The sequence below is a fragment of the Neobacillus niacini NBRC 15566 genome, from assembly GCF_001591505.1.
Classification (GTDB): Bacteria; Bacillota; Bacilli; order Bacillales; family Cytobacillaceae; genus Neobacillus; species Neobacillus niacini.
The window spans coordinates 40,894-53,021 of sequence record NZ_BCVA01000003.1 but is presented as its reverse complement, the minus strand read 5'-3'; the positions used below and the strand labels follow the sequence as shown (position 1 = coordinate 53,021).

General features: G+C 37.2%; 14 protein-coding genes and 1 pseudogene. 4 read left to right on the top strand and 11 right to left on the bottom strand.

Annotated features, from left to right (window positions below; all coding sequences use genetic code 11):
- Positions 1–194 precede the first annotated feature (194 nt).
- Positions 195–1,253 (bottom strand): LLM class flavin-dependent oxidoreductase, encoded by a 1,059-nt coding sequence (locus tag BANA01_RS03715; protein WP_063251708.1) that lies wholly within the window; start codon positions 1,251–1,253, stop codon positions 195–197.
- 127 nt (positions 1,254–1,380) lie between these two features.
- Complete coding sequence (locus BANA01_RS03710) at positions 1,381–1,950, bottom strand: TetR/AcrR family transcriptional regulator (RefSeq protein WP_063251707.1); 570 nt, start codon at positions 1,948–1,950, stop codon at positions 1,381–1,383.
- Positions 1,951–2,101: 151 nt separating this feature from the next.
- Here BANA01_RS03710 and BANA01_RS03705 point away from each other — a divergent pair, with 151 nt between their 5' ends.
- A complete protein-coding gene (locus BANA01_RS03705; protein WP_411834765.1) occupies positions 2,102–3,019 on the top strand; it encodes a DsbA family protein in 918 nt (305 codons plus the stop codon).
- Positions 3,020–3,032: 13 nt separating this feature from the next.
- Positions 3,033–3,336: pseudogene (locus BANA01_RS03700) on the top strand (monooxygenase).
- Between the two features lie 119 nt (positions 3,337–3,455).
- On the opposite strand, the gene BANA01_RS03695 reads toward BANA01_RS03700, so the two are convergent.
- The 3 genes from BANA01_RS03695 to BANA01_RS29425 form a co-directional block, all read right to left on the bottom strand.
- Entirely contained in the window at positions 3,456–4,145 is a 690-nt protein-coding gene (locus tag BANA01_RS03695) for a hypothetical protein (protein ID WP_063251705.1), read from the bottom strand.
- 90 nt (positions 4,146–4,235) lie between these two features.
- Positions 4,236–5,357, bottom strand: coding sequence for a cysteine desulfurase family protein (locus BANA01_RS03690; protein WP_063251704.1), 1,122 nt, complete (start codon positions 5,355–5,357; stop codon positions 4,236–4,238).
- A 200-nt stretch (positions 5,358–5,557) separates the two neighbouring features.
- The gene (locus BANA01_RS29425) at positions 5,558–5,713 is read right to left on the bottom strand and encodes a hypothetical protein (RefSeq protein WP_157411714.1); all 156 of its coding nucleotides are present in this window, start codon (positions 5,711–5,713) and stop codon (positions 5,558–5,560) included.
- 162 nt (positions 5,714–5,875) lie between these two features.
- Between BANA01_RS29425 and BANA01_RS03685 the strand changes: the two genes are divergently transcribed.
- Positions 5,876–6,067, top strand: a complete 192-nt coding sequence (locus BANA01_RS03685) for a hypothetical protein (protein WP_063251703.1) — start codon at positions 5,876–5,878, stop codon at positions 6,065–6,067.
- Between the two features lie 66 nt (positions 6,068–6,133).
- Here the strand turns inward: BANA01_RS03685 and BANA01_RS29025 are convergent, their stop codons facing one another.
- The 5 genes from BANA01_RS29025 to BANA01_RS03670 all read right to left on the bottom strand — a co-directional run bounded on the left by BANA01_RS29025 (position 6,134) and on the right by BANA01_RS03670 (position 10,421).
- Positions 6,134–6,310: a DUF2187 family protein gene (locus BANA01_RS29025; RefSeq protein ID WP_082799372.1), complete on the bottom strand. Its 177-nt coding sequence runs from the start codon at positions 6,308–6,310 to the stop codon at positions 6,134–6,136.
- A 71-nt stretch (positions 6,311–6,381) separates the two neighbouring features.
- Positions 6,382–6,537, bottom strand: coding sequence for a hypothetical protein (locus tag BANA01_RS29420; RefSeq protein ID WP_157411713.1), 156 nt, complete (start codon positions 6,535–6,537; stop codon positions 6,382–6,384).
- A 4-nt stretch (positions 6,538–6,541) separates the two neighbouring features.
- Complete coding sequence (locus BANA01_RS03680) at positions 6,542–7,789, bottom strand: Ger(x)C family spore germination protein (RefSeq protein WP_063251702.1); 1,248 nt, start codon at positions 7,787–7,789, stop codon at positions 6,542–6,544.
- Positions 7,764–8,873: a GerAB/ArcD/ProY family transporter gene (locus tag BANA01_RS03675; protein ID WP_063251701.1), complete on the bottom strand. Its 1,110-nt coding sequence runs from the start codon at positions 8,871–8,873 to the stop codon at positions 7,764–7,766. The genes BANA01_RS03680 and BANA01_RS03675 overlap by 26 nt, the downstream gene beginning before the upstream one ends.
- A 6-nt stretch (positions 8,874–8,879) precedes the next feature.
- A complete protein-coding gene (locus BANA01_RS03670; RefSeq protein WP_235847051.1) occupies positions 8,880–10,421 on the bottom strand; it encodes a spore germination protein in 1,542 nt (513 codons plus the stop codon).
- Positions 10,422–10,582: 161 nt separating this feature from the next.
- Here BANA01_RS03670 and BANA01_RS03665 point away from each other — a divergent pair, with 161 nt between their 5' ends.
- The gene (locus BANA01_RS03665; protein WP_063251700.1) at positions 10,583–11,512 is read left to right on the top strand and encodes a DMT family transporter; all 930 of its coding nucleotides are present in this window, start codon (positions 10,583–10,585) and stop codon (positions 11,510–11,512) included.
- Positions 11,513–11,574: 62 nt separating this feature from the next.
- Here the strand turns inward: BANA01_RS03665 and BANA01_RS03660 are convergent, their stop codons facing one another.
- Positions 11,575–12,120 (bottom strand): GNAT family N-acetyltransferase, encoded by a 546-nt coding sequence (locus BANA01_RS03660; protein WP_063251699.1) that lies wholly within the window; start codon positions 12,118–12,120, stop codon positions 11,575–11,577.
- Positions 12,121–12,128: the final 8 nt, after the last annotated feature.

Sequence of the window (12,128 nt, the reverse complement as noted above, 5' to 3'; positions counted from 1 at the left end):
ATTGAACGGATTTGATTACAAAAGCAATGATTGACCGAAGAAATGATTCCTACTAAAATAGGGCCACAATTCACTTCGAATTGTGACCCCAATTATATATTTTCAAATTTTAGGTAACCTTGTACGCGCGATTGTTACCCACCAAACTTTCCTCCGATTTTCGGGTGCAATTATTAAAAATCGTTATTTCTCTATTACTTACCCTCGTTTTCCTTTTCCCACTTAGCAACTTCTTCACGAACAATCGGTGCAACTTCTTTTCCTAATAATTCGATCGACCTCATTACATCCTCATGCGGCATGGTGCCTACTGGGCAGTGGAGCATAAAACGAGTGATTCCAACAGTTTTTCGCAGATTAATGATTTTTTCAGCAACCACATGTGGATCACCTACATACAAGGCTCCATGTAGACTGCGTGCCGCATCAAAAGTTGTTTGGTCATATCTTCCCCATCCACGCTCGCGTCCTAATTTGTTCATCGCCTGTTGGGTAGATGGGAAAAACTTCGCCGCGGCTTCTTCTGTGCTTTCGCCTACAAAACCATGCGAATGCGAGGCAATTGGCAATTTTGAAGCATCATGACCAGCGTGTTCAGCTGCTTTTTTATAAAGCTGGACGAGCGGAGCAAAATGCTGTGGACTTCCACCAATGATTGCTAGTACAAGTGGCAATCCGAGCAGACCCGCACGAATAACCGACTCCTGATTACCGCCGCTTCCAATCCATACTGGGAGTGGATCTTGAACAGGTCTTGGATACACACCCAAATTATTTATGGATGGCCGATGTTCACCTTTCCAGGTTACCTTCTCAGACTTCGTTAGTTTTAATAGAAGATCAAGCTTCTCTTCGAATAACTGATCATAGTCCTTTAAATCATAGCCAAACAACGGAAAGGATTCGATGAAAGAGCCGCGACCTGCCATAATCTCGGCACGTCCATTTGAAATGGCGTCAAGTGTCGCAAAGTCCTGAAAAACTCTTACTGGGTCATCAGATGAAAGTACGGTAACCGCACTAGTTAACCGAATTCGCTCTGTTTGTGACGCTGCTGCGGCTAACACGACCGCAGGTGATGAGGCTGCATAATCCTCGCGATGATGTTCACCTACTCCAAAGACATCAAGCCCCACCTTATCAGCGAGGACAATTTCCTCCACCACTTCACGTATTCGTTGTGCATGACTAATCACCTTACCAGTCTCAACATCCGGTGTTGTTTCTACAAACGTACTTAATCCTATTTCCACGAAATAGCCTCCTACTACTTATGTATTCTTTAAAAGTAATCTTTCTAGTTAACCCTATCATTATCTTAACAATCTAACACTAATTGACAAGTAATTGAATTTACTCAACTGACAAAACCATGACTTGTCAGTTATTGGAATCTAATTCAATCCCTGACAGTAAATATGGAATGGCCGATTTAATAAATTTTTCAGGCGGTATCGTCATACCCATTCGTTTCCATTCAACTGAAGCCCCGTAAAGCCCCCAGCTTAAAATGATTGAATGAATCTTTGGTGAATCCTTATCTACTGTTGTCGTTTGTTTGACTAACATTTTGTAAATAATGACTTCGAGCTGTTCTCGAATAATACGGGCAATGGTATCCTCGTATCCTCTATGACAACGATTCGATAATGACTTTTGAAAATTTGTTATGGCTGTGAAAATACTAACAAAAACTTCTTCGTTAAGTTTGTCATACTTGTACACATCACCATTTAAATTCACTAACAATACTTCGGATAATGCCTTCTCTAATAAATCATAGATATCTTCAAAATGATAATAAAAAGTAGCTCTATTTATCATCGCCTCTGTGGTTATATCTTTTACGGTAATATCCTTAAATTCTTTTTTAGCTGAAAGTTCAATGAAAGAATCTATAATTAATCTCCGAGTACGCAGAACGCGCGGATCCGTCTTTGATTGAGTCATTCTGTTGTCACTCCTACTTTTTCAACAATTTCTTCAAAGTGTTGGATAAACGACAAATCGAAGGAACTATTGGTATTGATTTCTTTCATTATTTACTAAAATTCAATTATAAAGCAAATACAAAGAACTTTAGAGGAGTGAATATCAATTGATGAACGATAATATGATATGTGATTTAGAAACAGGTGTATGTGGAGTGGCTGGAGAGGAACAAATGGAGATGATTGATTTTAATCAACCAAAAAAATCTATTGAAGTTTATTATGTTACGGATCCTATTTGCTCACATTGCTGGGCAATTGAACCCGTTTTACGTCGTTTCAAAGAACAGTATGGCCACTATTTTAACTTTCAGCCTGTGATGGGTGGATTGCTGGAAAAATGGCATGATGGTCCCATTGATCCTGCGAACGGTATTTATAAGCCCGCGGACGTTGCCCCTCACTGGAGGGAAGTTGGAGTACATTCCCGGATGCCAATAGATGGATCACTCATGATTGACAATCCCGTTCAATCATCCTACCCGCCTTCGCGTGTATATAAAATGATTCAAAAAAATCATAATGACGCAGTGGCTTATGAATACTTACGACGTGCTAGAGAAGACCTTTTCGCATTCAATCGAAATATTTCAGATCAATCTGTTATGGTCGAACTAGTAAATAAACTTGGTCTTGATGGAGAAGCGATTGTAAAGGAAGCAGAACAGCCAGCAGGACAACAATTATTAAATGAAGATTTTAGTCTTGCCAGAAGCCTTGGTGTTAGAGGATTTCCAACGATTGTTATGATTAATGCGGAAAATAAAGGGGTAAAAATTGTTGGTGGACGTCCGCTTGAATCTTATGTAGACGGATTAAAGCAGGTTCTAAACATGGAAGAACTGCAGCCAAAACCACAACCTTCCCTTTCTAGCTTACTTGAAAAAGAAAAACTTTTATTTTCAAGAGAAGTTGAAGTAATGTACGACATTGAACAATCGGATCTGAGTGCTTTTGTTGAAAAAGAACTTACACCAGGCAGTTACGTTAAGCAAGAAATACTGGGCGAATCTTATTTTACAAAATAAAGGGGAATGATTTATGGCATTCGTATTACAAGTTGATTTTAAAATGAATGGACCATTCGGAGATGAAATGGCAACGGAGTTTTCCGGATTAGCACATAGTATTAATGAAGAAAGGCTTCTTATGGAAAATCTGGACAGAGAGTCCTGAAACAAACGTAGCGGGCGGCATTTATATTTTTGAAACAAAAGAAACAGCAGAAAATTATTTAGATATGCACTCAAAAAGATTGGTTGGATTTGGAATAACAGAAGTCAACGCAAAAATCCTTTCCATCAATTCTAAACTTACTGCAATTACAAAAGGGACCGTCAAATAATTCATTGTTTAAAAGAACAAAAGCAATTACTAATATATGAGTTGCTTTTGTTCATTTCTATTTGTTCTCTTTCACACGTTTCTCTACAGTAATGAACCGGACATGCTACAAAAGGCGGCTCATTTTACATATTTTAGGCTATCCGTGATTTTTACCGCTTCTTTAATGGGACCATAATAAGAAAAGTGATAAACATATCCATCTGTTGTTTCCCAAGAAATGCTTGTGTATGCTTCGTGTCTCGTGCCTAATATCGAAATATGTCCTTTATGAATGATTTTGCTTTTTAGCCAATCGGCTTTCTTCATCGCTTTAAACAACTCATCTGCCTGTTGATACGGCTCATCCCCATTATCCCCATCAAAACGCAAGGTCCAAGGTCCGCGCTTTGCGTAAATGATAGATTTAATCCACGGTTGAATCCATAATGAAACGCCATCTTTCTTTTTATAAAAAACAAAATTCTTTGGCCGCTCGCTAGCTGTCATATTGCCAACATACCCGGACAGTTCTCCTGTTTTACTCGACTCTCTTGGATGAAATAACGCCGGGTCATTTGCTCGATAGTGCTTATCCATCGATAAAAAATATATCACATAGCCATTTTCATAGGCTTTTACTTTTACGGCTGTATGCCTCTTTGGCTTCTTCGTTTGTTCTTTCCAATAAGTTGGAAGAAGCACAGGGACATTAGTCTTTTCTGGTAATCCTTTTGCGGACGATTGCAGGAAAGGGACGACTTCGTTAGGCTTTGCGAATCCCGTGAGATACACTACAACAATAAGGGTTGTTAGAACTAGCTTTTTCATAAAAGACCTCATTAAAGAAACATTTTTAATTAGTATTTAACACAGCAAAAGATCTATTTATGAATTTACTTTATTTATTAAATATTTTAATTAAGGTTTCAAGATTTCTTTAAATGCTTTCAGAACACTATCAATTTCATCCTTTGTTGTATATCTACCCAAACTAAATCGAATGGCACCCATCCCTACCTCTTCAGGTACCTTCATTTCTTTTAATACCGGTGATAATTCAATACTACCAGCATGACATGCCGATCCGGTGGATGCAGCAAGATGAGGGATTGTATCTAATAGTTCTTGGCCTATCTTTCTAACAAAACTGACATTTAGAGTATTCGTTAATCGTTCTTGAGGATGTCCATTTAACACAACCTGATCACCAAGCGCACCTTTTAATTGTTTCCAAAAATAATTGGTCAAATCCTTTTGCTTGTTATTGTCTAATTGAGTACGCGCAATTTCACATGCCGCTCCTAATCCTACAGCTAATAAAGTATTTTCTGTACCTGCACGTAGTCCATGCTCATGCCCGGCACCATGAATCAGTGGTTCTAACTCAACACCCTCGCGAACAAACAAAGCACCAATGCCCTTTGGTGCATACAGTTTATGACCAGCAATGGTTAGCATATCCACTTTTAATTCATTCACATTCACTGGAACTTTTCCGATGGATTGCGAAGCATCTGTGTGGAATGTTATTCCATGCCTATTAGCGATGCTTCCAATTTCTTGAATAGGCTGCAAGGTGCCGGTTTCATTATTAGAATGCATGATAGTAATTAAGATGGTATCTTTTGTTATTGCCTTCTCAATTTCCTCGGGTGAAACTCTACCGTATTGATCCACACCTACGTACGTTACAACCGCTCCAATTTTTTCTAGAAACTTACAAGGATTTATGATTGCAGGGTGTTCAATTTTTGTGGTTATAATATGGTTCCCTTTATGCAGGTTTTTAATATAGGAACCTTTTAATGCAAGGTTATTGGCTTCACTTCCACCCGATGTAAATATAATCTCTCCAAAGGAACAGTTTAAAAGTTCGGCAACTTGTTTTCTCGCTTTATGTAATACTGCTTTCACAGGTTTTCCGGCCCAATGCAATGCTGAAGGATTCCCGTAAAAATCATTCAAAAGTGGCTGCATTACTTCCACCACTTCTGGTGCCAATGGTGTGCTGGCATTATAATCTAGATAAATTTTTTTCATACGAATAATCATTCCTTCCGCTAAAAAGAATTACGTCTGTCTTATCTTATTCTACTAAAAATAGAATAATAGTTCTAAATTTAATTGATATTCAAGTCCATTCCAGCAAGTACGTTTCTGAAATGGACTTTTAATTGTAGCGGCTTGGAAGGAATTCTCTTTTAGTTTACATAATATTTTTATCGTTAAATTTGTGTGCTCTAGGATTTTCCTGCTGTGAAATCGTTATATGGCAGAATCAGCTTTTTCACTCGATCATAATTCATTGAACTAATTTCACGCATTAATCTTGGAATGGCTTTTTCAGGATAGCCATACTCGCGAAGCAGCTTTTCCATTTTTTTATTTTCTTCCATTCTTTTTCCTCCTATTTTCTTGTTCATGGTTCCATGTAGTCTCACACTTACTATTCCCTTAATGAATAAAAGGGTTAAATGAAAAAATTTTCCCAGTTGCTTTCCTACTGAATAGTCCCTCGATAACTACATAACCTATTTCTGTTTAGGAGGTGAATCAACATGGCAAATAGACAAAATGATAAAGGTGTTGCTGAAGGCATTAAAGAAACAGCGGGTGCTGCTTTCCATGCCGTTCACAGTGCTTTAGAAACAACTGAAAACGTCGCTATGAATGCTGTTGACGCGGCCAAAAACGTTACAAATAATTTAACTGGTAACAGGAACGAAAAAGGTCAGCGCAATCACGATTAGAAATGAAAAAATCCCTTTGGACTAAGGGATTTTTTCTTTGTATTTCTTTGATCATATACGGCACATTTATTTTGTGATCTTGTAATTTTTATGATTGACAATCGTAATTAAAGGTTCATCCTTATCCTTTGAAATTCCGTATTGTACCATAACGGAATTTTCCCTTACTCCCGTGACTACACCTTCTAAAGCATTACCGTCGCGTTTAAAGGAAATCTTATCGCCAACTTTTGCATGAGCCATTTTATCACCTCGAAATTATATTTTCCAAAAATTACTGTTTCAATACTTGCATTTCTCCTTAAACATACTGTTTAAAATATCGAAAAAAAAGGAAGAACGATGATAGCTAGGGTAAGGAAAAATACGGCTATTGCACTTATTTTTTGTTTTCCTTTCCATAAAGTTACCCCAAATCCAAAGGTATAAAACGTAATTGCAGCTAACGTAACGAAAATGAATAATTGCAATCTCCTACCCCCCTAACCTTTTAGCCTTTTTAGTTCGATTTCCATAATCTACAATCGTAATATCCACTTTTACTTTGATGTCTGCACGAGGGTAAGCTTTTGCCCAATTAAATTTTTTGTATTCTTGAATTGTTGCAAAATATTTTTTTGAATATAATGGAAGAGGGTATGGTATTCCTTTGAATTTGGTTTGGGTTTTCTTTAAAAGGTCTTCATTCACTTTTGCAATGTGATCAGCAATAGATTTTTTTAAGATTTGTTGGTTTTTTTCTTTTGAAAAATCCACCATACTTGGATTAGACATAATTTCTATTTGTAACGGGATGTTAATGAATATCTTAGGAGTTATCCCTTTCAAATTCATTTTCACTTTATTGTTTTCCGTCTTCATGATTCTTGCTGCAAATTGTCTTTTTTTATCAGAAAAAGGATCAGGCATATTTACTAATATATCTTTAATATTCGTTGTATCATCTAGAATATTGATCGTTCGGGTTTCTTGGCCAGTTAGTGTATCGAACATAACTCCATTCTTAAAAACAGCTGACCCGATAAATTGTGTATCATCAAGTTCACCCGTGGCATTCAGTTCGCCTGCCGTGTATTCATCCTCCCTTTTTATCTCAGGGTTCTTTTGCCTTTTTGCAGTCGTATACATGGCCAAAAAGAGATCGCTTCCTCTTTCGATCGTGTTGAAATAACGGAATAGGTTAGAATCCGGAATGAGCCCATTTTCAATTCCGTGATCAACCATAAACTGAAAATATTTGTGCGGCCGGGTTTCCATTCTTGGTTTATTTTTCAAAAAATACTGTGATGCCTTTTCTTTCGAAACCGCAATATAACTATTTAGGCGGATTTCTTTATCTTTTAACACTTCGTCAAAGGTAGTAGGAAACATTGGATCCCTTGCAAATTCTTCGGAAACAACAAAAATCCTTAATAGTTCGTAACTTATGTTACGTGAAATGACTGAATTGGCAGTCGCTTTCGCCGCGATAAAATCATTCGCATCAAAAGTGATGATTTCTCGCGGTTTTTCTGTTGAACCGCCACCGCCTTGCATACTACCCACTTCAGGGTTGGCAAGCAACATGGTGACTTTTATTTTATCTTTTTCTTTAGAATGGTCAAGACCTAAACCGATGACATAAGATTTATCCTCTAGTTCTTCACGATCCCAACAGCCAGATAATAAGCAAACCATGACACAAAACAACCATAATTTAAATAATGTCTTTGTTTTTTGCATGTTTAAATTCTCCCTTTAATAAAGCAACTAACCATAAAACAAACGAAATGACGGCAAAAAAAGGTCCTGCTGTACTCACTATTAATGGTTTAAATACAAGGCTGACATTAATAGGTGCTTCGGGAATCATGCCAATCATTAAATAAAGCGTCGCCAGTGATGGAATCAAGTATTCAAAGTCTTTAATTTTAAATAGATGACCGAACATCATGGCATTTATGTATAAAAAAGCAGTAAAACGAATAAATGCCGCCATTATCCAAATGATGAAAAAAATGATTTCTACATTCGGAATATATTGACCTAGAGAAATAAAACGAATAACCGTGTGAAAAGGGTAGGCAATTCCCGCTAAGCCCTCATCAAACATGCAGACATAAGTAAGAATAGCTATACTAATTTGAAAGGTGACATAAAAATAGGCTAACCAAGTACCTCTTTTAAATGCCTTTTTTGATGTGAGATAAGGTACGAGCATGGTTAAGAGAAAAAAATCTGCAAATAAAGTTAATTTTTGTGAGCCTTCTTTCACGAGAGCAAGTGGGCCTGGACCCCAAATGGGAAACATCGAATTAATATTAGCATTCTGAGTACCCAGTAATAAGGCTATATACAAAGAAAGTACGCCATAGAACACAATTAAATAAGACACCGACCCAATATGTTGAAGTCCTTTCTTGGCTCCATATGCACAAATTAATATTAGAAGTGCATAGACGATGAGAGTAGGGGTGGTAGTAAAGTAAAAGGCTCGAATGATGTTCGTATACGTTCTCGTATCAAACGATACAGCATATGAACTCATGATAAAAATAATGAGACAAACCAAAAATCCGATGTATTTTCCGAGTATTATTTTAATGACCGAAAACAAATCTTTTTCATCATACACTGACATCGTTTTTATTAATAAATAAAGAGGGATAAAAAAGATTCCCGCTGATATGAACGGAATCATCCATGATGCATTTTGTGCTTGACTGTAAAGAATAGCTGGAGTATCCTCCGTAGCTTTAGACCCAACCATCAATACTGCAATGGAAACAAATTCACGAATTCCAAGTTTTCCAGATTGCTGTTTCATAAGATTTTATCCCTTTCTTTGTTTAACCATATCCTTAGGTTTTAAATATCCTGGCCGGAACCTTTCTTTCATTGGAATATGTCGGATAAGTAAATCCTTTGACGAGAAGGAATGCGGCGTCATCGGTGCAAAATAAGGTGTGCCAAATGATTTCAATGATACTAAATAAAAGAGTCCTCCTATAAATAAGGCAGTGATTCCATATATTCCAATAAATCCGGCTGAAAAAATAAATAAAAAACGGGTAATTCGAATTGCGAAATTCATACTTATATCAATGATAATAAAAGAGCTTAGCCCGCTTAAGGCAATGACGATAATGACGATGGGGCTTATGATATTCGCTTGTACAGCTGCTTGACCTAGGATTAATGCACCCACAATCCCAATCGTGGGACCAATCGGGGATGGAACGCGTAATCCGGCTTCACGAATAAGCTCGAAGGCTATTTCCATCATCAACACTTCAACGATCGATGGAAAAGGTACTCTTTCTCTAGTTCCTGCAATGGCCATCAATAAATCTGGAGGAATCATCCCAACATGAAAGTTTGTAATTGCAAGATAGATGGGGGAGGTAAAAACAGCAACAAACAAAGCAAAGAATCTTAATATTCTAATGAAATTACCATAGGGTGCCCGCAAATAATGATCTTCTGGTGAATGAAACATCGCCCAAAAGGTAGCAGGCAGAATTAAACAACTTGGTGAATTTTCCATCAGTAAAATAATATGACCTTCTTCGATAAAAGAGGCAGCGCGGTCTGGACGTTCTGTATATACAATGGTTGGAAATAAAGATCTTGGCCGTTCCTCTAGCATTTGCTCTAATATACTTAAATCAAGAGTACTATCAATATCAAATGAATTTAGCCTCTCTTTTACATTTTTCAGCAGATCGTCATTTACAAGGTCCTTTTGGTAAACAAGAAACACACTATTCCTCGATCTTTTTGAAATCGTTTGCGCTTCAACGAGAAGGTTTTCATTTTTAATTTTTTTCCGGATCAAGGCAATATTATCAATTACCTTTTCATTAAAAGATTCTTTACCCCCTTTTACGATTACTTCATTATCAGACTTTTCAATTGAACGGCCGCGTATTTTTGTTGTTTCAAATAAATAGCAATTGGAATCACCATCAACAAACAGTGCCGTGACACCTGCAGTAATGAATTCTGTGATGTCTCCAATCTTGGTAGCGGTTTTTTCAAGTGGGTAGGAAACGATATCTTGGATTTTTGTTGAAGGGTGCTCACTATCAATTAATGGCCCCTCAATACCATCCATAATGGCTTTTAAATCTGCCATCGTACTGATATAAATGATAAAAGCCTTACGATTTAGTTGTTGAATCGTAAACTCACGTAATTTAACATCTGCATTATCCGGTATCGTAAATAATGACTTAAATGTCTCTAAATTTTTCTCGATATGAGTACTTATTTCTTGTTTTTTTATTTCAATTTCCTCTGCATTGGTTTCTTCTTTAAATTCAGGTTCAGTGTTGAGACTTTTCTTCAACAACTTAGTCATCCTTTTCCTCACAATAAACCCCTCCCAGTTTTTATATCGTTTTCCATCTAAAGGACTTTTATGTATGAATTGGTCTAATGAAATAAATTGGTGTTCAAATGATTTTTTTATTTCGAATTTTGAAAAAGATGGTACAATAAAACATAGCAAAATGACGGGTTAGGGGATTGCGAATGAAAAAGAAATGGATGATTTACGGAATGTTGTTCATTGCAACGGCTACATGGGGAAGTGCATTTATCGCAGGTAAAATTGCGGTTCAGAGCTTTGAACCGGCAACTGTCGCATTTTTACGGTTTTTAGGGGCTGCAATCCTTTTGTTTCCGATGATGTGGATGATGGAAAAGAACCGAAAGAAACCAACACTCAAGGATTATGGATTATTTGCGGTCCTAGGATTAACCGGAATTGCCCTCTATAATATCTGCTTTTTCATTGCCACCAAACAGGCACCGGTTATTAAGAGTTCTCTATTTATCGCCTCGAACCCTGTATTAATCGTCCTTTTATCTGGGGTCTTTCTAAAAGAAAAAATCACGAAAAACCATATCATTGGCATGGTAATCGCATTATCAGGGGCAGCCTTTATTATCACCGATGGGCATTTTCTAACCTTGTTTCAATTAGGTTTTCAGACTATTGACTTGGTTTTATTAGGCGCCGTTATTAGCTGGGCCTTGTACAGTGTGGTTGGTAAAGTCGTATTAAAAAAATATAGCGCTGTTGAATCAACCACCTACGCAGTTGCGTTTGGTACGGTTTTCTTAGCACCGTTTGCTTATGTAGAATCATCATGGCAGGACATCGCACAGGCCAACTTCTCAACCTGGGTGGCGATTGCACATATGAGTATATTCGTGACCGTGGTTTCTTTTATTATGTATTATTACGGAATTAAAGAGGTAGGTGCAGCCAAGGCATCGATTTTTATTAATGTCATGCCGGTTTCTGCAGTGTTGATGGCAACCATCTATTTAGGAGAAACCTTCACCTGGGCTCACGGAATTGGAGCGGCGTTTGTTTTAACCGGAGTTTATATTGGAACAAATACGAAGTTATTTAATCGGAAAATACCTGCCGTAAAGGTGGCGGATTTCCGGTAATGAAAATGCTCTAGTGGATTCTCCCTCTAGAGCATTTTTTGATTTAAGATTGACTTGACTTACTATAGTTTTATCCAATCCCTTGCTAACAAACTATAAGTCGCGATGTCCTCATAATGGTCATGCAGCCATTGCCCGTCTCGTTTCATACCTTCCTTAACAAAACCCAAACGTTCAGGAATCGCAATACTCTTATGATTATTAACAGCAACTTGGATTTCAACTCTATTTAGTTTCAAGGTTTCAAATAAGTATTTTAGTAAAGAAGATACTGTCCGTGTGATAATCCCATTTCCCTGGGCATCTTCCGACAGAAAATAGCCAATACTGGTTGCGCTATTTTTCCAATCAATATAATGGAGCCCTATCATGCCTACTAATTTTCCGTTGTATCGAATGCCGGCATCGAATCCATTATTGTCTGCGTAGTTTCTAATCCAAATTGGAATGATTGATTCGAAATCATCTGCTGATTTCCGTTTATCCACCCACAATAACCATTTTCTTAGATGTTCACGATTTGAATCGATAAGGTCATATAGTTCACCCTTATGGTGCTGCTGTAATAATTCAATTGCTATTTCTTCATCTACTTTGTATGAAAACATGAAAATTC

Bases quoted from the DNA above. Each gene is read 5' to 3' on its own strand.
- BANA01_RS03710 (WP_063251707.1), bottom strand. From the start codon at position 1,950: ATGACTCAATCAAAGACGGATCCGCGCGTTCTGCGTACTCGGAGATTA.
- BANA01_RS03705 (WP_411834765.1), top strand. From the start codon at position 2,102: ATGAACGATAATATGATATGTGATTTAGAAACAGGTGTATGTGGAGTG.
- BANA01_RS03695 (WP_063251705.1), bottom strand. From the start codon at position 4,145: ATGAAAAAGCTAGTTCTAACAACCCTTATTGTTGTAGTGTATCTCACG.
- BANA01_RS03690 (WP_063251704.1), bottom strand. From the start codon at position 5,357: ATGAAAAAAATTTATCTAGATTATAATGCCAGCACACCATTGGCACCA.
- BANA01_RS29425 (WP_157411714.1), bottom strand. From the start codon at position 5,713: ATGGAAGAAAATAAAAAAATGGAAAAGCTGCTTCGCGAGTATGGCTAT.
- BANA01_RS03685 (WP_063251703.1), top strand. From the start codon at position 5,876: ATGGCAAATAGACAAAATGATAAAGGTGTTGCTGAAGGCATTAAAGAA.
- BANA01_RS29025 (WP_082799372.1), bottom strand. From the start codon at position 6,310: ATGGCTCATGCAAAAGTTGGCGATAAGATTTCCTTTAAACGCGACGGT.
- BANA01_RS03680 (WP_063251702.1), bottom strand. From the start codon at position 7,789: ATGCAAAAAACAAAGACATTATTTAAATTATGGTTGTTTTGTGTCATG.
- BANA01_RS03675 (WP_063251701.1), bottom strand. From the start codon at position 8,873: ATGAAACAGCAATCTGGAAAACTTGGAATTCGTGAATTTGTTTCCATT.
- BANA01_RS03665 (WP_063251700.1), top strand. From the start codon at position 10,583: ATGAAAAAGAAATGGATGATTTACGGAATGTTGTTCATTGCAACGGCT.
- BANA01_RS03660 (WP_063251699.1), bottom strand. From the start codon at position 12,120: ATGTTTTCATACAAAGTAGATGAAGAAATAGCAATTGAATTATTACAG.